General features: G+C 59.1%; 21 protein-coding genes and 1 other RNA gene. 15 read left to right on the forward strand and 7 right to left on the reverse strand.

The window, feature by feature from the left end:
• Positions 1–56: 56 nt before the first annotated feature.
• The 7 genes from ACSQ16_RS11050 to ACSQ16_RS11080 all read right to left on the reverse strand — a co-directional run bounded on the left by ACSQ16_RS11050 (position 57) and on the right by ACSQ16_RS11080 (position 5,035).
• Positions 57–290: a ribbon-helix-helix domain-containing protein gene (locus ACSQ16_RS11050; RefSeq protein WP_243260541.1), complete on the reverse strand. Its 234-nt coding sequence runs from the start codon at positions 288–290 to the stop codon at positions 57–59.
• Positions 287–463, reverse strand: a complete 177-nt coding sequence (locus ACSQ16_RS11055; RefSeq protein ID WP_007119696.1) for a DUF4169 family protein — start codon at positions 461–463, stop codon at positions 287–289. The genes ACSQ16_RS11050 and ACSQ16_RS11055 overlap by 4 nt, the downstream gene beginning before the upstream one ends.
• Entirely contained in the window at positions 460–1,851 is a 1,392-nt protein-coding gene (fumC, locus tag ACSQ16_RS11060) for a class II fumarate hydratase (RefSeq protein ID WP_093926156.1), read from the reverse strand. Before fumC ends, ACSQ16_RS11055 begins: the two co-directional genes overlap by 4 nt.
• 95 nt (positions 1,852–1,946) lie before the next feature.
• On the reverse strand, positions 1,947–2,423 hold the full coding sequence (locus tag ACSQ16_RS11065; RefSeq protein ID WP_243260539.1) for an SspB family protein: 477 nt from the start codon (positions 2,421–2,423) through the stop codon (positions 1,947–1,949).
• A 73-nt stretch (positions 2,424–2,496) separates the two neighbouring features.
• Positions 2,497–3,741, reverse strand: a complete 1,245-nt coding sequence (chrA, locus tag ACSQ16_RS11070; RefSeq protein WP_435988489.1) for a chromate efflux transporter — start codon at positions 3,739–3,741, stop codon at positions 2,497–2,499.
• Positions 3,742–3,861: 120 nt separating this feature from the next.
• Positions 3,862–4,209, reverse strand: a transfer-messenger RNA (tmRNA) gene (gene ssrA, locus ACSQ16_RS11075).
• A gap of 70 nt (positions 4,210–4,279) precedes the next feature.
• Positions 4,280–5,035: a FadR/GntR family transcriptional regulator gene (locus ACSQ16_RS11080; RefSeq protein WP_243260536.1), complete on the reverse strand. Its 756-nt coding sequence runs from the start codon at positions 5,033–5,035 to the stop codon at positions 4,280–4,282.
• Positions 5,036–5,115: 80 nt separating this feature from the next.
• Here ACSQ16_RS11080 and ACSQ16_RS11085 point away from each other — a divergent pair, with 80 nt between their 5' ends.
• The 15 genes from ACSQ16_RS11085 (at position 5,116) to ACSQ16_RS11155 (ending at position 21,300) form a co-directional block, all read left to right on the forward strand.
• Positions 5,116–5,904, forward strand: a complete 789-nt coding sequence (locus ACSQ16_RS11085; protein ID WP_243260535.1) for a DUF2182 domain-containing protein — start codon at positions 5,116–5,118, stop codon at positions 5,902–5,904.
• Between the two features lies 1 nt (position 5,905).
• Positions 5,906–6,538 (forward strand): DUF1326 domain-containing protein, encoded by a 633-nt coding sequence (locus ACSQ16_RS11090; RefSeq protein ID WP_243260534.1) that lies wholly within the window; start codon positions 5,906–5,908, stop codon positions 6,536–6,538.
• A 56-nt stretch (positions 6,539–6,594) separates the two neighbouring features.
• A complete protein-coding gene (locus ACSQ16_RS11095) occupies positions 6,595–7,035 on the forward strand; it encodes a DinB family protein (protein WP_435988490.1) in 441 nt (146 codons plus the stop codon).
• Positions 7,035–8,138, forward strand: a complete 1,104-nt coding sequence (locus ACSQ16_RS11100) for a dimethylsulfoniopropionate demethylase (RefSeq protein ID WP_243260533.1) — start codon at positions 7,035–7,037, stop codon at positions 8,136–8,138. The genes ACSQ16_RS11095 and ACSQ16_RS11100 overlap by 1 nt, the downstream gene beginning before the upstream one ends.
• A gap of 36 nt (positions 8,139–8,174) precedes the next feature.
• Positions 8,175–9,161 (forward strand): acryloyl-CoA reductase, encoded by a 987-nt coding sequence (acuI, locus tag ACSQ16_RS11105; RefSeq protein WP_243260532.1) that lies wholly within the window; start codon positions 8,175–8,177, stop codon positions 9,159–9,161.
• Between the two features lie 67 nt (positions 9,162–9,228).
• The gene (locus ACSQ16_RS11110) at positions 9,229–9,654 is read left to right on the forward strand and encodes an HIT family protein (RefSeq protein WP_243260530.1); all 426 of its coding nucleotides are present in this window, start codon (positions 9,229–9,231) and stop codon (positions 9,652–9,654) included.
• A 178-nt stretch (positions 9,655–9,832) separates the two neighbouring features.
• Complete coding sequence (locus tag ACSQ16_RS11115; protein WP_208604011.1) at positions 9,833–11,470, forward strand: BCCT family transporter; 1,638 nt, start codon at positions 9,833–9,835, stop codon at positions 11,468–11,470.
• Between the two features lie 101 nt (positions 11,471–11,571).
• Positions 11,572–12,795: an aminotransferase class V-fold PLP-dependent enzyme gene (locus tag ACSQ16_RS11120; RefSeq protein WP_243260529.1), complete on the forward strand. Its 1,224-nt coding sequence runs from the start codon at positions 11,572–11,574 to the stop codon at positions 12,793–12,795.
• Positions 12,796–12,856: 61 nt separating this feature from the next.
• The gene (locus ACSQ16_RS11125) at positions 12,857–14,278 is read left to right on the forward strand and encodes a cryptochrome/photolyase family protein (protein WP_243260528.1); all 1,422 of its coding nucleotides are present in this window, start codon (positions 12,857–12,859) and stop codon (positions 14,276–14,278) included.
• A gap of 59 nt (positions 14,279–14,337) precedes the next feature.
• Entirely contained in the window at positions 14,338–15,549 is a 1,212-nt protein-coding gene (locus ACSQ16_RS11130; protein WP_243260527.1) for an SAM-dependent methyltransferase, read from the forward strand.
• Positions 15,550–15,584: 35 nt separating this feature from the next.
• The gene (locus ACSQ16_RS11135) at positions 15,585–16,025 is read left to right on the forward strand and encodes a TrgA family protein (RefSeq protein ID WP_243260526.1); all 441 of its coding nucleotides are present in this window, start codon (positions 15,585–15,587) and stop codon (positions 16,023–16,025) included.
• Positions 16,026–16,030: 5 nt separating this feature from the next.
• The gene (locus tag ACSQ16_RS11140; RefSeq protein ID WP_243260524.1) at positions 16,031–17,164 is read left to right on the forward strand and encodes an NUDIX domain-containing protein; all 1,134 of its coding nucleotides are present in this window, start codon (positions 16,031–16,033) and stop codon (positions 17,162–17,164) included.
• A 13-nt stretch (positions 17,165–17,177) separates the two neighbouring features.
• The gene (locus ACSQ16_RS11145; protein WP_243260522.1) at positions 17,178–18,212 is read left to right on the forward strand and encodes a cysteine synthase A; all 1,035 of its coding nucleotides are present in this window, start codon (positions 17,178–17,180) and stop codon (positions 18,210–18,212) included.
• Positions 18,209–20,581, forward strand: a complete 2,373-nt coding sequence (locus tag ACSQ16_RS11150) for a DUF3772 domain-containing protein (protein WP_394805077.1) — start codon at positions 18,209–18,211, stop codon at positions 20,579–20,581. Before ACSQ16_RS11145 ends, ACSQ16_RS11150 begins: the two co-directional genes overlap by 4 nt.
• Entirely contained in the window at positions 20,578–21,300 is a 723-nt protein-coding gene (locus ACSQ16_RS11155; RefSeq protein WP_243260519.1) for an alanyl-tRNA editing protein, read from the forward strand. Before ACSQ16_RS11150 ends, ACSQ16_RS11155 begins: the two co-directional genes overlap by 4 nt.
• Positions 21,301–21,331: the final 31 nt, after the last annotated feature.

Raw genomic sequence — 21,331 nt, forward strand, 5'->3', positions numbered from 1 at the left:
ATATCATCCAGCCAAGCGGCGGGTGAGAGAGGGGATGCGAGGGCCATGGCCCGACGCTAATCTGCCTTTGGTAAACGTTCTTTTAACGCGCGCAACACGAACAACCGGATTGCCCCGGCAAGCCCGATGTCCAGCCCGCGCGCCGCGTCGATTTCAGTCACCAGCGCATTGATCGGCAGCCCCCGCGCGGCCGCAATGGCGCGGAACTCATACCAGAATTCATCTTCGAGAGAAATCGATGTCCGGTGACCCCGAAGGGTCACCGAATGTTTGCGGGGCCGCGCGTTCATGTCTCGCGCTTATGCGCTTCCAGATTGCGGGCGATCTGTTCGGCGCGGGCCTTCAGCGCTTCTTTTTGCGCTTTGGTCTGGCCAAAACCCACGGCGTTTTCATTCGCGCGGGCCTTGCGGGACGACCGATCCCGCTCTTTCTTCACCTTGTTAAGGTTGATGGGCGCACTCATTTTGGTCCGATCATGTTCTCGGGCCGCACGACCCGTTCAAAGGTTTCGGCGTCCACAAAGCCCAGTGCGATGGCTTCTTCTTTCAATGTGGTGCCGTTCTTATGCGCGGTCTTGGCGACCTTGGTGGCATTGTCATAGCCGATCTCGGGGGCCAGCGCGGTTACCAGCATCAGCGACTCGCGCATCAGCTTTTCGATCCGGTCCGCATCGGCCTTGAGGTCGACCACCAGATTGTCGGTGAAGGCCGAGGCCGCGTCACCCAAAAGCTGCATAGATTGCAGAACGTTATAGGCCATCATTGGCTTGTAGACGTTCAATTCGAAATGCCCTTGGCTGCCTGCGAAACCCACAGCGGCATCATTGCCCATCACGTGGATGCAGACCTGCGTAAGCGCTTCGCATTGGGTCGGGTTTACCTTGCCCGGCATGATAGATGAACCCGGCTCGTTTTCCGGCAGGATCAACTCGCCCAACCCGCAACGCGGGCCGGAACCCAGAAGGCGGATGTCATTGGCGATTTTGAACAGCGAGGCAGACACGGTTTTCAGCGCGCCAGAGATTTCCACCATCGCGTCATGGGCAGCCAACGCTTCAAATTTGTTAGGCGCGGTGACGAAGGGCAGGCCGGTGATCTCGGCCATGTTATGCGCCACGGTCTCGGCCCAGCCCTGTTTGGTGTTCAGCCCGGTGCCAACGGCGGTGCCGCCTTGCGCCAACTCATAAATGCGGCCCAGAGCGTCACGCACGCGAGCGATGCTCATAGCGACCTGATGGGTATAGCCCGAGAACTCTTGGCTCAGCGTCAGCGGCGTCGCGTCCTGCGTGTGGGTCCGGCCAATCTTGATAATGCCGTCGAATTCCTCGACCTTCTTCTGCAATGCGCCGTGCAGCTTCTCCAGCCCCGGCAGCAGCACGTCACGCGCGGTCATCGCGGTGGCGATATGCATGGCGGTGGGGAAAGTGTCGTTTGACGACTGGCCCATATTGCAATGATCGTTCGGGTGCACCGGGTCTTTGGACCCGATGGTGCCGCCCATAAGCTCAATCGCGCGATTGGCAATGACCTCATTGGCGTTCATGTTCGACTGGGTGCCAGAGCCGGTCTGCCAGACCACCAGCGGGAAGTTGTCGTCGAACTTGCCTTCAAAGACTTCACCAGCGGCCTGAACGATTGCTTTGCCGCGTTCTTCGTCCAGCGAGCCTTGGGCCACATTCGCCTGCGCGCAGGCCTTCTTGATCACGCCAAGCGCGCGCACGATGGCGATGGGTTGCTTTTCCCAGCCAATCGGGAAGTTGATGATCGAGCGCTGCGTCTGCGCGCCCCAGTATTTATCGGAGGGGACTTCGAGCGGACCAAAGCTGTCGGTTTCGGTGCGAGTATCGGCCATTCTGCGGCTCCTGCTGTGACTTATCGTTGTCCAGCGGTGTACCTGTGCCTTGCGGTCTGCGCAATGCAGGGATGGCGCTAACGGTGCTGTTGCGCTTACTTCCTGAACGAATCCAGCGACACGATCTCGGCGTCTTTGGACGGCTCTTCCGCGACTTCCAACTCATCTTCGTCGGTCTGGTCGAGCGCATTCTCATCGGTCTCGTCGTCTTCTTCGGTTTCTTGCTGTTCAAACCGCAGACCGAATTCAACAGACGGGTCCACAAATGTGCGGATGGCATCGTAAGGGATATACAGCGGCTCTGGCGCATCGCCAAAGTTCAGCGTGATAGCAAAACCATCTGGCGTCACGTCCAGCCCATCATACCAATGCTGCATGACCACCGTCATCTCATCGGGGTAGCGGTCAGACAGCCAATCGGCCAGCTCCGCATCCGGATGGGAGGTATCGAAGGTGATAAAGAAATGGTGATTCCCCGGCAGGCCATTGTCAGAAATATCCTGCAAAACCTTGCGGATAAGACCCCGCATGGCTTCGTGCATTAGGTTGCCGTAATCAATGCTGCGGCTCATTCTTCTCTCCGGTCCGGGCGATGGGCAGGGGTCAGCATACCCCATTCACGGGCGAGTAAAAGGGGTCGCGGCGCTAAATCGCGCTTAACAGCAAGGCAAGGGCCGCGAGCAGGACCATAGAGGTGACGAAACCGCGCCTGAGCCCCAGCATCAAAACAGCGGCGAAGAATGTCAGCACTGCGGCCATTAGGTTAAAGCTCCCCCAGACCGGGGTGGGCAGGGCGAGGAGGGTCGCCGGATCGACACGATCAAACAACTCATGCAAGGAAAACCAGACAGAAAGATTGGCAATCACGCCGACCACCGCTGCGGTAATCGCCCGCAGCGCACCCGCGATACGCGGCTGCGCCGAAAGCGCTTCGAGGTAGGGACCGGCAAGGAAGATCCACAAAAAACACGGCGTAAATGTCACCCAAAGCGCCAGCATCCCGGCGGCAAGCGCGCCCCACGGCCCACTTTGCGCAAAACCCGCCAGCATTCCCACAAACTGCGTCACAAGGATCAGCGGTCCGGGGGTGGTTTCTGCCAGACCGAGCGCATCGATCATCTGATCCGTGTCGATCCAGCCGAAATCCTGCACAACCGTCTGCGTCATATAGGCCAGAACTGCATAAGCGCCGCCAAAGGTGACGACTGCGAGCTTCGAAAAGAACAGCCCTAATTGCAGCAGGAATTCATTCCCCAAAAGCGCCAATATAACGAGGGGCGCCGCCCAGAGAGTGCCCCCAATTAGCATGGTTCGAACGCTGTGGGCACGGGGCAGCTGCACATTTTCAGGCGCGGCAGCGGGTTCTTTTGCGATCATTCCAACGGCAGCGGCCCCCAAAATGATCAGAGGGAAAGGTAGCCCGAAAACAAAAAGCGCGATGAAAGACCCAAGCGCCAAGGCCCAGCCCAATCTGCCCTGAAGCGCTTTTGAAGAAACCTTGATAAGCGCTTGGAATACGACGACAATAACAGCCGCCTTTATTCCCAGAAATGCGGTTTGAACCAGCAGCAATTGCCCGTACCACGCATAAAGCAGCGCTAGAACGGCAATAAAAATCGCACCGGGTATAACGAAAAGCGTACCGCCCAAAAGCCCCCCGGCCACGCCGCGCAGTCGCCACCCGGCGTAGGTGGCAAGTTGCATCGCCTCCGGCCCGGGCAACAACATGCAGAGCGATAGGGCGCGCAGGAAGGTCTGGTCGCTCAGCCAAGGGCGATCTTCGACCAATTCACGGTGCATCACTGCAATTTGGGCCGCCGGGCCACCGAATGACATCAGGCCGACGCGCCCGAACACGCGAAACATCTCAGGCCAATTGGGCGGGGTCATCGGCGTGTCCTGCTATCTGAGAGGCCTTAACGGCGTTTTCTCATAACGGATAGGCAGGTCAAAGAGCGCGGTCAAGATCGCCACGTAAGCTGACATAAACAAACAGATATCGGGAATAAAAGTGCAGGTTTCTGTTGCCAGGTACCTGCGAACCCCGCCTTAAGCTGCAAAGCCTAAGGACTTAGATTTCAGTCGCTGAAACCGCTTACGCGGCCATCGCAACTGGAGCACGATTGTCATTTGCAATTGTACAGTTTGTACCGATAACGGTGGTAACTCACCGAGACAAAGCAACCCCTTTAGACGTTCGTCGATCCTATTTCGGCCCCATGATCCCCAAATGAAGGATGTTTGGTGGAGCCGCCGGGTACCGCCCCCGGGTCCGAACCGCTTATTACGAGCGCGTTTATGTCTATAGTCCCGAAGGACATGACTAAGGTAGGGCTGGGGGGGATGAATTGCAAGGGGTGCAGTTCCGGGAAAATTTTGGGCGAGCCTTAGCTGGCAACGCATTGAAAAGTATATCTTTCGTCAGACATCAACTTTCCAATCTAGCCTTCGCATCAAGCCGTGCAGCGCGGGCGGCGAAGACACTTTGCGCTAATTCTTGGGTCTCAACCTCAAGTGCGCTCAAACCTGCGGTAACCGCTGCACCGTCATGCGCCTCTGCCGCATCGGCGATTTCTTGGTGCAGTGCGACGATACGGGCACGATCCCGCGCAGTGAAGGTAATCATATTCATCAACGGCTGCATGGCCTCGACGGCGCCGGCAAGTTGATAGCTCAGAACAGGGTTGCCCGCCCCATCAACCAACGCCCGGTGAAAGGCGACATCCGAGGCGCAAAATGATTCATCGGTCAGCCCCGGCTGCGCCTGACGATGTATTTCTGCGCGCATGGTGGCAAGATGATCGGCCGTGCGCCGCTCCGCCGAGAGAGGCGCACAGGCCCGCTCAAGGGCATAGCGCGCTTCACAGGCGGTCTCAAAACTCACGGCGTTCATCGACAAAAGCAGCGTAGAGGTGGTGATCTGTTGGTCGTAAGCCTCTGGAAAACTGAGCCGATTAACAAATGCACCGCCCGTCGCCCCGCGTTGGGTCCGGATCAACGACTGCGCGGCGAGACGCTTCAACGCCTCCCGCACCGTGGGGCGAGAGACCTCAAATTGCTCGGCCAATTCGGCCTCAGACGGTAGCCGCTGGTCGACGATCAACCGCCCGCCCACAATGGCATCACGGATGGCAGAAGCGATCTGTGCCGACAGGTCAGCAGGATTTCTTGGATCGATTTTCATATGTCTTACAATTATTGTTTGCGGGGACTTTAATTGTCTGACATTAAATTCACAAGAGCATCCACGGGGAGGGGGGCGCGATGTCTGCAATGGTACGGTCTACAATGTGGCTGGGGTTCTTCGCCCTGATATTGGCCGCTTGGTGGATGATGTATGCCATGGCGATGCAGATGGACGTCGACCTGCTGGGACGCCCCGGTGAAATGGGCGAACGGATGCGGCAGATGGACCCGGGCATGGATATGTATATGCCCATGGCGCGGTTCTTTCCGCTGTTTGTGATGTGGGGCGCGATGATGGCGGCGATGATGGTGCCGACCATGGTGCCCACGCTGCGCGCTTACGAAGACCTCATGACCTCGGCCAATGGCAGCCGCATCGGTTGGGTCGCCGTGCTCGCGGGCTACTTTGCCGTCTGGCTCGCCTTTGCGGCAGGGATCGCGGGGCTGCAACTGTTGCTTTTACATGGCGGGGTCATCGACATGCTGGGAATCGCTAAATCCCGCTGGACAGCAGCGGCGCTTCTGGTTGCCGTGGGCCTGTTTCAATTCACCCGCGCCAAGGAGGTCTGCCACGGCGTGTGCCACTCTCCAATGATGTATTTCATGGGACATTGGCGGCCCGGTGCCGCGGGCGGCTTTCGGATGGGACTGGGCCTTGGCGCCTTTTGCGCAGGCTGCTGCTGGGGCTTTATGGTGCTGGGCTTCGCAGGCGGGGTGATGAACCTTGCTTGGATGGGATTAGCCACGTTTTTCATGGTCATCGAAAAGCTACCTCAAATCGGACATTACGTAACAAAACCAATGGGTTTCGCCCTGATCCTCGGCGCAGGCGTCGTGGCGGGTTGGCCCATGATAACAGGAGGATAATATGCCAAACAGAGAGATGACACCTGCCGATTGGGCCGTAAAAGGAGAGCTTTTCCTCAACTGCTCCTGCGACGTTTTCTGCCCCTGCGTGGTCAGCCTTGGCGCGCATTTGCCGACCGAAGGCCACTGCCATGCATGGATGGGCATTGTGATAGACGAAGGGCATTTCGAAGGCGAAGATTTAGCGGGGCTGAACGTTGGCTTGCTGGTCGATATCCCGGGCCGTATGGGCGAGGGCAACTGGAAAGTGGCTGCCTATGTCGATGATCGCGCGAGCGAGGCGGCATATGACGGATTGTTGAAAATCTTCAGCGGGGCAGCGGGCGGTACCACGGGGCTGTTTACCATGCTGGTGAGCGAGATCATCGGTGCCGAGCGTGCCCCGGTCGAGATTATCCGCGACGGCAATCGCCGTGTCATTAACATTGGCCGCAAGATCAATGGTGAGATTGAACTCCTCGCAGGGGCCGAACCCGATCAGCCGGTAACGATCACCAATTCAAAATACTGGATGGGACCCAATATCGTTGCCGCGCGTGGGGTGAAATCCAAAGTGCGCGATTATGGACGCGTTTGGGATTTCGGCGGAAAATCGGCTGAGGTCTGCGCGATCGATTGGCAGGGTGCTGCGTGATCACCCCCGGTTACGCTCAGGAAATGGCGCGATATAACGCCTGGCAAAACAGTCAGTTGGCAAGCGTTATTGAGGTGATGGACGAGGATGTGTTAACGCAAGACCGCAAGGCGTTTTTCGGCTCGATCTTGGGCACCCTCAACCATCTTCTTTGGAGTGATCAAATCTGGTTGTCCCGTTTTGATCCCGCCTTGCCCAAGCCGGAGGGGCCGGACACCGAACTTTGCCCCACCGGCATGGCTTGGTGCGCCGCGCGGCGCGAGTGCGACGGGGCGATTAAGGATTGGGCCCATGGCCTTCGACAGGAGGCTTTGGACGCCGACTTATCTTGGTATTCCGGCATCATGCAGCGCGCGGTTACCACTCCCTTGGCGCAAACCGTCGTGCATTTCTTTAACCACCAGACCCATCATCGGGGGCAGGTGCATGCCATGCTGACCAGCGCCGGGTACGATGCGCCCGTGACCGATCTTATCTTAATGCCGGAGGACGTGTGATGGCTGAACTCTCCCCCTCACGCCGGATACGGCGCACGCCCTTTTCTGCCAGGGTAGAGGTGGCAGGCGTGAAGGCCTACACCGTCTATAACCGGATGCTGCTGCCCACCGTTTTTGAAAGCACTGAAGCCGATTACCATCACTTGAAGAAAGCCGTGCAAGTCTGGGATGTGGCTTGCGAAAGACAAGTTGAGTTACGGGGGCCGGATGCGTCGCGGTTGATGCAAATGCTGACGCCGCGCGATCTGCGCGATGTGGCGCCGGGGCGCTGCGTCTACGTGCCGATCGTCGATGAGACGGGCGGTATGCTCAATGATCCGGTCGCGGTGAAACTGGCCGAGGATCGCTGGTGGATTTCCATTGCTGATAGCGATTTATTGTTGTGGGCCAAGGGGATATGCAACGGATATCATTTGGATGTGCTGGTGGATGAGCCGGATGTGAACCTACTCGCGGTGCAGGGACCAAAAGCCGAAGACCTGATGGAACGCCTGTTTGGTGCGGCAGTGCGGGAGGTAAAGTTTTTCCGTTTCGGTGAATTCCACTTCCAGGGGCGCGCCATGAATATCGCGCGGTCTGGTTACTCCAAACAGGGCGGCTTTGAGATCTACGCAGAGGGTGCGGATATCGCCATGCCGCTGTGGGATGCTCTGTTCGAGGCGGGGCGGGATTTGGATGTGCGCGCGGGCTGTCCAAATCTAATAGAGCGGATCGAAGGGGGATTGTTGAGTTATGGCAATGACATGACCGATAATAATACCCCGCATGAATGCGGCCTTGGCAAGCTTTGCGACACCCATGCCGCGATGGGCTGTATCGGCAGAGATGCGCTGCTACGGGTGGCCAAGGAGGGCCCAGTGCAACAGATACGACCCCTAGAGATTGCGGGCGATCCGGTGCCGCTTTGTGACCGAGCATGGCCGCTGATGGCAGGTGACAAGCGCGTGGGGCAGGTGACTTCGACCATTTGGTCGCCCGATTTTGGGGTGAATGTCGCCATCGGAATGGTGCGGATGACCCATTGGGATCCAGGCACGCGGTTGCAGGTTGAGACACCCGAGGGCCTGCGGGATGTTACCGTGCGTGAGAGTTTCTGGGCCTGAGGCTCGGCAAATTGAAACCTGAAAAGGAGATGAAATATGAGCTTTAATGCATTGATTGTGAACAAAGATGACGAAGGCAAGACCCATGCCGAGGTGACCCAGATCACCGAAGATCAACTGCCCGAGGCCGAGGTGACGGTCGCGGTGGAATATTCGACTGTGAACTATAAAGACGGGCTCTGCATTGGGCCTGGCGGTGGTCTGGTTCGCAACTATCCGCATGTGCCGGGGATCGATTTTGCCGGTACCGTAGAAAGCTCTGATGATGACCGCTACAAGCCCGGTGACAAGGTCGTGTTGACCGGCTGGCGCGTGGGCGAGGCGCATTGGGGCGGCTATTCGCAAAAGGCGCGGGTCAAGGCCGATTGGCTGGTACCGCTTCCCGAAGGGCTGGACACACGCAAAGCGATGGCAGTGGGCACGGCGGGCTTTACCGCAATGCTGGCTGTGATGGCGCTTGAAGACCACGGCATCAAAAAGGGGCCGGTGCTGGTGACAGGCGCGGCTGGCGGCGTGGGGTCGGTCGCCACGGCGATCCTTGCCAATCTCGGCTATGACGTCGCCGCAGTGACCGGACGGCCCGAGACCGAGGACTACCTCAAAAGCCTCGGGGCCACCAAGATCGTTGCCCGGGATGAGATCAATGAGACGGTGAAACGCCCGCTGGAAGGCGAAACTTGGGGCGGCTGCGTTGATGCCGTGGGCGGCGCGATGCTGGCCCGTGTGCTGGGGCAGATGGAATATGGCGCGAGCGTCGCAGCCGTGGGCCTTGCCGGTGGTGCGGCGTTGCCTGCCACAGTGATCCCATTCCTGCTGCGTGGCGTGAACCTTTTGGGCATCGACAGCGTAATGCAGCCCTATGACAACCGTCTGCGTGCATGGGAGCGGGTTGCCAAAGACTTGCCGATGGAGAAGCTTGACGCGATGATCCACCCCGCGACCCTCTGCGATCTGCCCAAACTCGGCGCGGACATCCTGAAAGGTCAGGTCAAAGGACGTGTGGTCGTTGACGTAAACGCCTGATATTGCCTAGGCGCGGGGCGGTGTGGTTAATGAACTGCGCTGCCCCGGCTGCCAAAAGGAGAGCATGATGGCTGACTATGAAGACGATAATATCTTTGCCAAAATCCTGCGCAAAGAAATCCCCAGCTTTAAGGTCTATGAAGACGACAAGACCTATTGTTTCATGGACATCATGCCGCGCGCTGAAGGTCATTGTTTGGTGATCCCCAAATCACCTTGCCGCAACATGCTAGACGCGAGTCCTGCGCAGTTGGCCGATTGTCTGGCAACTGTGCAAAAAGTCAGCCGTGCCTGTTTGCGAGCCTTTGGTGCTGATGGCATCACCGTGCAGCAATTTAACGAAGCGGCGGGCGGGCAGGAGGTGTTCCACCTGCATTACCATATTCTGCCGCGCCACGAGGGTGACAAGCTGCGCCAGCCGGGCGTCCAAGGAGACATGGATCGGATCCGCGAACAGGCCGATGCCATTGCAGCCGCGCTCGGGGCAGGTTAACCCCCTCAAACTTACGTCGCAGCAGGCCACGATTAGGTCGTTTTAGCTAAGTTCCTAAGGGGACTTGGCCTCAAGAGCTTGCCCAATGGTCGCAAGCCTCTATCCTGTTGCGCACGGATGGAAAAAAACAGAGGCCATGTTTTCGCATGGTGATCTGTCATCAAAGAGGGAACAGATAATGAGCGATACGAGTTCGCACGGCATCCCCGAGCCTGAGGGCAAGGCGGATGTGATCGATACCGATTATGAGATCGGTCAAGACAATATTGAACGGCAGATCGGGCCGTTCGGATTGGACATTCACAACCCGGTTTTTCTAATTTCGGGGATCGCTGTCGTGATCTTCGTCTTCTACACGATTGCTTTGCCAGAGCAGGCCGCCGGCGTTTTCTCGGCGATGTTCAACTTCACCACCAAGAACTTTGACTGGTTCTTGATCGGCGCGGCCGATTTGGTGGTGATCTTTGCGCTGCTGCTGATTGTGACGCCCTTTGGCAATGTTCGCCTTGGCGGCAACGAAGCGGTGGCTGATTACACCTATCTGGGCTGGTTCGCGATGCTGTTTGCCGCGGGCATGGGCATCGGGCTGATGTTCTACGGTGTGTCGGAGCCGCTGACCCATTTCTCAACATCCATGGGCGAGACCACGATTGAAAACGGCCTTCGCACCGACTGGGCGCCTTTGGGAGCCGCAACAGGAGACGAGGCCGGGTCGCTGCGCCTTGGCATGGCTGCGACGATCTATCACTGGGGTCTGCACCCTTGGGCGATCTACGCTATCGTCGCGCTGGCGCTGGCGCTTTTCACCTATAACAAAGGCCTGCCGCTAACGATCCGTTCGGCCTTTTATCCGGTGTTGGGCGAGCGTGTCTGGGGCTGGCCCGGACATATCATCGACATCATTGCGGTCTTTGCCACGCTCTTTGGTCTGGCCACCTCGCTGGGTCTGGGTGCGACACAGGCGAACGCGGGCTTGAACGAGCTGTTCGGGATCCCGATTGGCACCACCTCTGAGATCGTGCTGATTTCGCTGATCACCGCCGTGGCGCTGATTTCGGTGCTGCGCGGTCTTGATGGCGGCGTCAAAGTGCTGAGTGAGATCAACATGGGGCTGGCGGCATTGCTGGCGCTCTTCACGCTGATCGTTGGTCCGACTGTCTTCCTGCTGACGTTCTTCTGGGACTCGCTGGTGGCCTACATTGAGTATCTGCCTGCGCTGGCCAATCCTTTTGGCCGTGAAGACGTGAACTTCTCCCAAGGCTGGACAGCGTTCTATTGGGCGTGGTGGATCAGCTGGTCCCCCTTCGTCGGCATGTTCATCGCTCGCGTCAGCCGGGGCCGCACCGTGCGCGAATTCATCGTTTGCGTGCTGTTGATCCCCTCGCTGGTCTGCGTGCTGTGGATGTCGATCTTTGGCGGCACCGCGATCCATCAGGTGCTGAACGACGGCTACACCGCTGCTCAAGATGCGGGGCTGCCGTTGCAGCTCTTCAAGATGCTGGACGCGTTGCCCTTGGCCTCGATCACTTCGTTCATCGGCATCGTGCTCGTCGTGGTGTTCTTTGTCACGTCGTCTGATTCCGGCTCGCTGGTGATCGATACGATCACTGCTGGCGGCAAGGTCGATGCGCCGGTGCCACAGCGGGTGTTCTGGTGCATCTTTGAAGGTGCCGTTGCGATCGCGCTGCTGATCGGTGGCGGACTTGCGGCCCTGCAATCCATGGTGATCTCCACTGGATTGCTGTTCACGCTGCTGTTGCTGTTCATGTGCTACTGCATCTTCCGCGGTCTGCAAGATGAGCGCAAAATTCGCTAACCGTTAGCGACTCGACGAAAAATTTGAACGGCGGCCTTTCGGGGTCGCCGTTTTTTCTTTGAGCGCTTGACCTTAGCCGCGCTCCGGTGGACCTTCGCGCCATGCATATTGATTCCGAATGGGTCCGCGCCCAATTTCCCGCCTTCGCCGAGCCGAGCCTTCAGGGTCAGGCTTTTTTCGAGAACGCCGGAGGGTCATACACCTGCCAGCAGGTCATCGACCGTCTGCACCGTTTCTACACCCAGCGGAAGGTTCAGCCCTACGGCGCCTATGCCGCCAGCCGCATGGGCGGTGAAGAGATGGACGAAGCCCGTAGCCGCATGGCAGCGATCCTTGGGGTTATGCCGGAGGAGCTGAGCTTTGGCCCCTCGACCACGCAGAATGCCTACGTCTTGGCGCAGGCTTTTGGTCAGATGATGCAGCCCGGTGAGGCGATCATCGTGACCAATCAAGACCACGAAGCCAACACCGGCCCATGGCGGCGCTTGGCCGAACGGGGCATCGAAATTCGTGAGTGGCAGGTTGATCCAGAGACTGGGCATCTTGATCCGGCAGCGCTCGAAAAATTGCTTGATGAAAAGGTGCGGCTGGTCTGCTTCCCGCATTGCTCCAACGTTGTGGGAGAAATCAATCCGGTGACGGAGATCACAGCACTTGCCCATGCGGCAGGGGCGTTCGTTTGCGTCGATGGTGTGTCTTATGCCCCGCACGGGTTTGCCAATGTCGGTGACCTGGGGCCAGATATCTATCTCTTCTCGGCCTATAAAACCTATGGGCCACATCAAGGTATCATGGTCATCCGCCGCGCGCTGGCGCAATTGCTGCCGAACCAAGCGCATCACTTCAACGGCGATGTTCTATACAAGCGCTTTACCCCCGCAGGGCCCGATCATGCGCAGATCGCAGCGAGCGCGGGGATGGCGGATTATATCGATGCATTTCATGCGCATCATATCGGCGGTGCGGCGGAGGCCACGGCGCGCGGGATCGCCGTACATGACGCCATGCGCGCCCATGAGACAGCGCTGTTGCAACCGCTGCTTGACGCGATGTCGGCGCGTAACTCGGTACGGGTAATCGGCCCCACAAACGCGGATGAACGCGCCCCGACGGTGGCACTGGCACTTGACCGAAGCGGTGTCGAGATGGCCCAAGCATTGGCAGAACGCGGCATCATGGCAGGGGGCGGCACGTTTTATGCAGGCCGGGCGCTTTCGGCGATGGGTGTGGATCAGGAACAAGGCGTTCTGCGCCTTAGCTTTACCCATTACACCACCAAGGCAGAGATGGATAAACTGCTGAATGCGCTGGATGATCTGCTCTGAGCCTTGACCCCGCCGCGGGGGCGCTATGTTTCGAGGTCAACCGAGGAGCAAGACCCCAAACGTGAGTGAGAATACCCCGATTATCATGTGGTTCCGCCGCGATCTACGGCTGAGCAACCATTCTGCATTGGCGGCGGCCTGCAAGACGAGCCGCCCGGTGATCCCGCTTTTCATTCACGATGATCAGTCGGAAGCCTTGGGTGCCGCGCCCAAATTCAGGTTGGGGTTGGCCTTGGGCAGCCTTGATGAAACGCTGAAGGAAAAGGGCAGCCGCCTGATCCTCCGTCGCGGCGATGCACTGGAGGTGCTGCGCGACGTGATCAAAGACACCGGGGCAGGCGCGGTTAATTGGAGCCGCCTTTACGATCCAGATGCCATAGACCGCGACAGCCGCATCAAGGAGACATTGAAAGACGATGGCATCGACGCCCAAAGCTTTGCCGGACACCTGATGTTTGAACCTTGGACGGTCGAAACCAAGACCGGCGGCTTTTACAAGGTGTTCACCCCCTATTGGAAATCCGTCCGAGGCCGCGATGTGGCGACGCCCGTGTCGACCCCGAGCGATATTGCGGTGCCCGAAAACTGGCCCGAGAGTGACGCCTTGGACGATTGGCAGATGGATGCCCCGATGCAGCGCGGGCGTGATATCGTGCGCCCCTTTGTCCGTCTGGGCGAGGCCGCAGCGCAGGCGCGGCTGGGGGCCTTCATTGCGCATATCGTCGAAGGCTATGATGAAAGCCGCGACATGCCGGGCGAAGATGGGACCTCTGCGCTGTCGGAAAACCTTTCTTTAGGCGAAATCAGCCCGGCGCAATGTTGGCATGCCGGTCAGCGGGCGATGCAAGAAGGCAAGCGTGGGGCGGAGACCTTCCTGAAAGAACTCGCATGGCGCGAGTTTGCTTACCATCTGATGTACCACACGCCACGCATCCTCGACCAAAACTGGCGCGAGGAATGGCAGGCCTTCCCGTGGAACGAGGATGAGCGCCGCGCGGAGGTGCTGGCGTGGGAACAGGGGCGCACCGGCGTGCCATTCGTCGATGCCGCCATGCGCGAGTTGCAGGTCACCGGGAGGATGCACAACCGGGGCCGCATGATCGTGGCGAGCTATCTGACCAAACACCTCATGTGTCACTGGCGGATCGGGCAAAAGTGGTTCGAAGAGCACCTAATCGATTGGGATCCGGCCAATAACGCGATGGGCTGGCAATGGGCCGCAGGCTCTGGCCCCGATGCGACGCCGTTCTTCCGTATTTTCAATCCTGGAACCCAGCTTGATCGGTTTGACAAGGGCCGCGACTATACCCGCCGATGGATCGCCGAAGGCCGGGCGAGCCCGAGCAAGGATGCGCTGGCCTATTTCGATGCAATTCCGCGCCGCTGGGGCCGTAGCCCCAATGATGACTACCCTGAACCGATCGTCGATCTTTCGGAAGGGCGCGAACGGGCACTGGACGCCTACCGCAATCGTGATTTTTAAATTTTTGCGAAACAGCAGCCTGCGGTTACAGTAGGCAAGAACAAGAACGGAACCGAGGTATGAAGCTGACGACAACAGAGGGGCAGAAAGGTCTGCCGCGCTATTTCCCACAGGTCTTTGCCATGGCGCAGGCGATGCAGCATGGGCGGGTGGATTTCGTTTTGCCCGATGGCCGCGCGTTCCGGGCCGAAGGGGCCAAACCCGGCCCGGTGGCAGAAGTGCATATCCACAACGATGACCTTTTTGCCCGGTTGATCCGCGAGGGCGATCTGGGTTTTTGCGACGCCTATTTGGACGAATGGTGGTCGACGCCGGATCTGCAAGCCTTCATGGATCTGGTTCATGCGGGGAATGAGACGGTTTACGACGGCTTCCCCGGCCAAGGGCTGCTGCGCCAGTTTGAGAAGTTCCGCTTTTGGCTGCAACGCAACAACCGCAAGCAAGCCAAACGCAACATCAGCAAGCACTATGATCTGGGCAATGAGTTCTACGGGCTTTGGCTGGATGAGACGATGACCTATTCCTCGGCCATGTTCGAGGACGGCGCGCAGATGTCGCTAGAGGCTGCGCAGACCGCCAAATACAAATCCATGGTTGACCAGATGGGTGTCCAACCGGGCGACCACGTGCTGGAGATCGGCTGCGGCTGGGGCGGTTTCGCCGAATATGCCGCTGCCGAACGGGGCTTGCACGTCACCGCGCTGACGATCAGCTCCGAGCAATATAAGTACGCTGTGGACCGGATCAAAAAAGCCGGGCTGTCAGACCGTGTGACCTTTAAGTTGCAGGACTACCGCGATGAGCGCGGGCTCTATGACGGGATCGCCAGTATCGAAATGTTCGAGGCAGTGGGCGAGCAATATTGGCCGATCTATTTCGAGACCGTCCGCCAGCGGCTGAAGCCCGGACGCGCAGCCACGCTACAGATCATCACCGTCGATCATGCCCGCTGGGACGTTTACAAGCGCGGCGTGGATTTCATTCAGAAATACATCTTTCCGGGCGGCATGTTGCCCAGCCCCAAGGTGCTGCGCGAGCAAGTGGAACGCGCCGGTCTGGTGGTCGACCGCTCGGTCGAGTTCGGCAAAAGCTATGACATCACGCTGCGCCGCTGGCACGAGACCTTTAACGCGAAATGGGATCAGATCACCGCGCTTGGCTTTGACGAACGCTTTCGCCGAATGTGGAATTTTTACCTCACTTCCTGCGCTGCGACATTTGACAGTGGAAATTGCGACGTGACGCAGATTACGGTACGGCGACCTGTGTGACCGCCCCTGCGGTCCGACCCCGCTAGGAGCCGAAAATGCCGACTGGTGCACGACTTATGGCCGCGATCTCACTCGCGGTGCTGGCCTTTATCCTGTCTGGAATGGTCGTGCCCTTGATGCCGGAAAGCACGGATTTCGGGTACTTCCTGCCGCTCAACATGGTGCTGGGCCTTGTGGTCGGCTGGCGTGTGATGGGCAGGCGGGCCGGGCGGGGAACTACGGCGGCAATCAACAACGGTCTGGCCGGAGTCTTTGTGCTGATGCTCTGGGCAATTTTCTTGCAGGCTGCGAATGAGATGGTCCGTCTCGCCTTGCGCAATCGCTATGATGATCCCTTTGAGGCCATCGTCGCCATTTTCCAGATTGGGGCTGAGTTCGGCGTGATGATTGCCACTGTACCCATGGGCGTGGCGCTTGTAGTGGGTGCCGTGATCTCTGGTCTGTTGACCGAATTTGCCTATAATCGGTGGTCCTAACCCCCATGCGACATTTGTTTATCTACGGAACTTTGCGGCATCTGCCGCTGCTGGAGCTTGTACTGGGCCGCCCCGCCGGGGCGATTGATCTCAGCGAGGCGAGTTTGCCCGGCTACCGCGTCTCTGCCGCAGCGGAGGGGCCGTTCCCCACGATAGAAGTTTGCGAAGGGGCGCAGGCCGAAGGCTTGCTGGTGCAGGGGCTCAGCGCGGATGATTTCGCGCGGCTCGATTTCTATGAAGGCGCGTTCGATTATGATCTGGTGCCGGTGACGCTGGCAGAGGGGCAGGCGGCCGAGGTCTATCTGCCGCAGCCGGGGCGCTGGACGGCGCAGGGGCCGTGGTCGCTCGCACAGTGGGAGGCCGATTGGGCCGCGCTCTCGTGCCACGCCGCGCGCGAAGTGATGAGCTATATGGGCAAGCGCCCCCGCGCCGAAGTCGACGCGATGTTCCCGATGATCCGCCGCCGCGCCCATCAGCAGGTGCTGGCAGAGCAGGGTGCCCATGATCCGCTGACCCTTAACGGCAAGATTAAGGTGACTGATCGCAGCCGCGTTTACGCAAAATTCTTCGCCCTTGATGAAATCTCGCTGCGCCATGAGACCTTTGACGGCGGCATATCCCCGCAGATTGACCGCGCGGTTTTCATCGGCGCGGATGCGGCGCTGGTGCTGCCTTATGATCCGCTGCGCGACCGCGTGCTGCTGGTTGAGCAAATCCGCATGGGGCCACTGGCCCGAGGCGATCACACCTGCTGGCAGTTAGAGCCCATTGCGGGCCATGTCGATCCCGGCGAAACACCGCAGGCCGCCGCGCGGCGTGAGGCGCAGGAAGAGGCCGGAATCACGCTGAGCGTCTTGGAATCGGTGGGCAACGTCTATGCCTCGCCCGGCAATGCGACGGAATTTTTTCACATTTTCGTGGGATTGGCGGATTTACCGGATCATATCATCGGCACGGGCGGTTTGGCCGCCGAGGGCGAGGATATCCGTTCGCATCTGATGTCCTTTGACGATCTTATGGCTTTGGCTGATGCGCAGGCGCTGGCCAATGCGCCATTGGTGGCAAGCGCCTATTGGCTGGCCCGTCACCGCGAACGCTTGAGGTCCGAAGGCACGACAGCTAAACCGGACGGAACATGAACTGGGGGCAAACATGCAGGTTGCAAAAGATCTGGCCGAGGCCATTGGAAACACACCGCTGATCCGGCTGCGCGGCGCGAGCGAAGAGACCGGCTGCGAAATTCTGGGCAAAGCGGAATTCATGAACCCCGGTCAGTCGGTCAAAGACCGCGCGGCGCTGTTTATCATTCGCGACGCCATCGCACGGGGCGAGTTGAAGCCCGGCGGCACCATTGTCGAGGGCACCGCGGGCAATACCGGCATTGGGCTTGCGCTCGTGGGCGCGTCGATGGGGTTCAAAACCGTTATCGTTATTCCTGAGACACAGTCGCAGGAAAAGAAAGACATGCTGCGGCTTGCCGGTGCAGAATTGGTGCAGGTGCCCGCAGCCCCTTATAAAAACCCCAACAACTTTGTCCGCTATTCCGAGCGTTTGGCCAAGGAACTGGCCAAGACCACGCCCGAAGGGGTGATCTGGGCCAACCAGTTCGACAATACCGCCAACCGTCAGGCGCATATTGAGACGACAGGCCCCGAGATCTGGGAACAGACAGGCGGCAAAGTGGATGGTTTCTGCTGCGCCGTAGGCTCTGGCGGCACGCTGGTTGGCGTTGCCATGGCACTTCAGCCTAAGGGCGTGAAGATCGCGCTGGCCGATCCCGATGGCGCGGCGCTGCACAACTACTACACCGAAGGCGAGTTGAAAGCCGAGGGCAGTTCCATTGCCGAAGGCATCGGGCAGGGGAGGATCACCGCGAACCTCGAAGGATTCAAACCGGACTACTCCTACAACATCTCTGACGAAGAAGCCCTGCCGGTGGTCTTTGATCTGCTGGAGAACGAAGGGCTCTGCCTTGGCGCTTCTTCTGGCGTGAACGTCGCAGGCGCCATGCGCATGGCGAAGGACATGGGGCCGGGGCATACAATTGTCACCGTCCTTTGTGATTTTGGCACGCGCTATCAGTCCAAGCTCTTTAATCCAGAGTTCCTGCGCGAGAAGGGGCTGCCGACGCCCAGCTGGCTTGATGCCGCGCCGCAATCCATCCCAGGTGTTTTCGAGGATACATGACCCAAATGCTCCGCTTCGCCCTTGGCCTTACCGCGTTGCTGGTCTGGCTGACCGGCGCTGCAGTCGCGCAAGAACCGGCTTTGCCGGATTTCAACGAATGGGAGACCGTCGCGTCAACCGCTGAAGAAGCGATTGACGTGACGGATACCACCGAAGCCATGCTAGAGGTGCAGCGCGCCCGGCTGGTTGAGTATCGCACGGAATTTGACGCGGCGCGCAACTTGAACGCGGCGCGGATCAATGCGCTGCGGGAACAATTGGCCGCGCTTGGCACCCCGCCGGAGGGCGAGGGGGCCGAGCCGGAATCCCCCGAAGTCGCCGCCAACCGGGAGGAATTGAACCGACAGCTCAATACCCTACTGACCCCGGTTCAACGGGCCGAAGCGGCGTATCTGCGCGCCGACGCCCTGATTGGCCAGATCGACGTGGCGCTGCGCGAGCGCCAGACCGAGCAGTTGATGGAGGTTGTCCCAACCCCGTTGAATCCGATGCATTGGCAAACGGCAATCAATGATCTGGCCGTCGCGGCGGGCGGGATCGCGGCCGAAGCCCCCGACGAGGCGGAAACCGCACGCCGTAGCATTCGGTCATCGCTGCCCGCCGTGCTGGCCCTTACCGTTCTGGGTTTGGTGCTGATTTTCCGTGGCCATCATTGGTCGACAGCGATTGTCGGACGTTTGCAGCGCTTTGGTGCGCGTGGCTTTGGAATTTGGCGCTTTGTCGTTTCGCTTCTGCGGATTATCCTGCCCACGGTGGGTATGGTCTTGCTGGTCATGGGTATACTGACGACTGGTTTGCTTGGGCCGCGTGGGTCGGCCCTGCTGCAACTGCTCCCCGTGATTGGCGGCGCGATGTTGGGCGTACGCTGGGTGGCCGAACGTGTGTTTTCCCGCGACGAAGATGAGGCGCTCATCCTGCTGCCGCGGCCCGAGCGTAAGGCCGTTCGCTTTTACGTCAGTATCATCACCGTCACTGTACTTTTCGGCGCCCTCTTAGATGCTATTTTTGATGGGGTTCAACCGGCAGAAACAACCGAGGCCGTGCTGCGCCTGCCTCTCTTGCTGATCAGTGCCTTTGCGCTGTTCCGCATTGGCCGAATTCTGCATGGTCACAGCGACCCGACGCCCGACGAAGCGCCAGACTCTGAGGAACCTCGCGTTTCAACGCTTAGCCGCGTGGTGCGCGGATTGGGCTTGGGGGCGATGATTGTGGCCATCGTTTCGCCGCTGTTGTTGATCAGCGGCTACTACAACGCTGCCGTGTCGCTATTGCCGCCCTATGTCATCACGTTGGTTCTGCTGGGATTGGTGATGACCCTGCAACGGTTCTTGGCGGATGTATACGGCGCGATGACCGGGCAGGGGGTGCAGGCACGCGATGCGCTGATGCCGGTTTTCTTCGGCCTGATCCTGCTGCTGCTGTCCTTGCCCTTCATGGCGCTGGCTTGGGGCGCACGGGTTACCGACCTGACCGAGCTTTGGGCGCTTTTCAGCCGCGGGTTTGCCTTTGGCGAAACCCGCGTCCGCCCGACTGATTTCCTGTCTTTCGCGGTGATTTTCGCCATCGGCTATGGCGCGACCCGGTTGATCCAAGGCGCGTTGCGCAGCAACGTTCTACCCAAAACCCGGATGGATATTGGCGGACAGAATGCTATCGTTTCGGGCATCGGCTATGTCGGTATTTTCCTTGCTGCGCTGCTGGCGATCACTGGCGCAGGGATCGACCTTTCGGCGCTTGCCTACGTAGCTGGTGCATTGTCAGTTGGTATCGGTTTCGGTCTGCAAAACGTAGTGTCGAACTTTGTTTCCGGCATCATTTTGTTGATCGAACGCCCGATCTCCGAAGGCGATTGGATCGAGGTTGGTGGCCAGATGGGCTATGTGCGCGACATCTCTGTGCGCTCAACACGGATCGAAACCTTTGACCGCACCGATGTGATTGTTCCAAATGCGGACCTAATCAGCGGCACGGTCACCAACTACACGCGGGGCAACACCGTGGGTCGCCTGATCGTCCCTGTGGGCGTCGCCTACGGCACCGACACCAAGCGTATCGAAAGCATCCTAGAGGAAATCGCGAGGTCCCAGCCCATCGTGCTGACCAATCCTCCGCCTGCGGTGCTTTTCCTGAACTTCGGTGCCGATGCTCTGGAGTTCGAGGTGCGTTGCTACCTGCGTGACGTCAACTGGATGATGAAAGTCAAGAACGACATCAATCACGCCATCGCCGCCCGATTCAAAAAAGAAGGAATCGAAATTCCCTTTGCGCAACGTGATCTTTGGCTGCGCAACCCCGAGGCGTTCAGACCCGAGGCTGCTGAGAATCCGCAAGCGGATGGGAGCAACGAGAAACCGGAGCCTCTGAAATGACCGGTGAGCTGTTCCGCGAGGATGCTTATCTGCGCGATGCGCCAGCCCGTGTAGCTGCCCATACACCGGAAGGAGGAGTCATTCTGGATAAATCCCTCTTCTATCCTACAGGGGGCGGTCAGCCTGGCGACAGCGGCTGGCTGACATGGGACAAGCAGGTACTTTCAATCGCGACCACCGTGCGCGACCGCGACAGCGGCGGCATCGCGTTGGTCCCCGCGGAACCCCGCGCGCTGCCCCCGGTGGGGGCCTATGTCACGCAAGAACTCGACTGGGACCGCAGGCACAAACACATGCGCGTCCATACAGCACTGCATCTACTGTCCGTGGTGATCCCGCATGCAGTGACAGGTGGGCAGATTTCGGCCAGTCATGGGCGATTAGATTTTAACATGCCCGACGCACCGCAAGACCGTGATGAATTGGAAGGGGCGTTGAACCACTTCGTTTCACTCGATGCTCGGGTCAGTGAAGACTGGATGACCGAAGACGAACTTGATGCGTCACCGGAACTGGTCAAAACAATGTCCGTCGCGCCGCCCCGGGGGCGCGGGGATATTCGACTGGTCCGTATAGGTGAGCCGCAAGAGCCCATTGATTTGCAGCCCTGTGGCGGCACCCATGTCGCGCGGACCGGCGAAATCGGTGCGCTTCGCCTTGGAAAGATTGAGAAAAAGGGCCGTTTAAACCGCCGCGTCTACCTTCATCTTGGTGGCTGATTAAATTTATCGGCTTCGGGGGGATTTCGCT

It is taken from the genome of Sulfitobacter sp. SH24, assembly GCF_965641895.1.
Taxonomy (GTDB): domain Bacteria; phylum Pseudomonadota; class Alphaproteobacteria; order Rhodobacterales; family Rhodobacteraceae; genus Sulfitobacter; species Sulfitobacter dubius.

Bases quoted from the DNA above. Each gene is read 5' to 3' on its own strand.
- ACSQ16_RS11050 (WP_243260541.1), bottom strand. From the start codon at position 290: ATGAACGCGCGGCCCCGCAAACATTCGGTGACCCTTCGGGGTCACCGG.
- ACSQ16_RS11055 (WP_007119696.1), bottom strand. From the start codon at position 463: ATGAGTGCGCCCATCAACCTTAACAAGGTGAAGAAAGAGCGGGATCGG.
- fumC (WP_093926156.1), bottom strand. From the start codon at position 1,851: ATGGCCGATACTCGCACCGAAACCGACAGCTTTGGTCCGCTCGAAGTC.
- ACSQ16_RS11065 (WP_243260539.1), bottom strand. From the start codon at position 2,423: ATGAGCCGCAGCATTGATTACGGCAACCTAATGCACGAAGCCATGCGG.
- chrA (WP_435988489.1), bottom strand. From the start codon at position 3,741: ATGACCCCGCCCAATTGGCCTGAGATGTTTCGCGTGTTCGGGCGCGTC.
- ACSQ16_RS11080 (WP_243260536.1), bottom strand. From the start codon at position 5,035: ATGAAAATCGATCCAAGAAATCCTGCTGACCTGTCGGCACAGATCGCT.
- ACSQ16_RS11085 (WP_243260535.1), top strand. From the start codon at position 5,116: ATGTCTGCAATGGTACGGTCTACAATGTGGCTGGGGTTCTTCGCCCTG.
- ACSQ16_RS11090 (WP_243260534.1), top strand. From the start codon at position 5,906: ATGCCAAACAGAGAGATGACACCTGCCGATTGGGCCGTAAAAGGAGAG.
- ACSQ16_RS11100 (WP_243260533.1), top strand. From the start codon at position 7,035: ATGGCTGAACTCTCCCCCTCACGCCGGATACGGCGCACGCCCTTTTCT.
- acuI (WP_243260532.1), top strand. From the start codon at position 8,175: ATGAGCTTTAATGCATTGATTGTGAACAAAGATGACGAAGGCAAGACC.
- ACSQ16_RS11110 (WP_243260530.1), top strand. From the start codon at position 9,229: ATGGCTGACTATGAAGACGATAATATCTTTGCCAAAATCCTGCGCAAA.
- ACSQ16_RS11115 (WP_208604011.1), top strand. From the start codon at position 9,833: ATGAGCGATACGAGTTCGCACGGCATCCCCGAGCCTGAGGGCAAGGCG.
- ACSQ16_RS11120 (WP_243260529.1), top strand. From the start codon at position 11,572: ATGCATATTGATTCCGAATGGGTCCGCGCCCAATTTCCCGCCTTCGCC.
- ACSQ16_RS11130 (WP_243260527.1), top strand. From the start codon at position 14,338: ATGAAGCTGACGACAACAGAGGGGCAGAAAGGTCTGCCGCGCTATTTC.
- ACSQ16_RS11135 (WP_243260526.1), top strand. From the start codon at position 15,585: ATGCCGACTGGTGCACGACTTATGGCCGCGATCTCACTCGCGGTGCTG.
- ACSQ16_RS11140 (WP_243260524.1), top strand. From the start codon at position 16,031: ATGCGACATTTGTTTATCTACGGAACTTTGCGGCATCTGCCGCTGCTG.
- ACSQ16_RS11145 (WP_243260522.1), top strand. From the start codon at position 17,178: ATGCAGGTTGCAAAAGATCTGGCCGAGGCCATTGGAAACACACCGCTG.
- ACSQ16_RS11150 (WP_394805077.1), top strand. From the start codon at position 18,209: ATGACCCAAATGCTCCGCTTCGCCCTTGGCCTTACCGCGTTGCTGGTC.
- ACSQ16_RS11155 (WP_243260519.1), top strand. From the start codon at position 20,578: ATGACCGGTGAGCTGTTCCGCGAGGATGCTTATCTGCGCGATGCGCCA.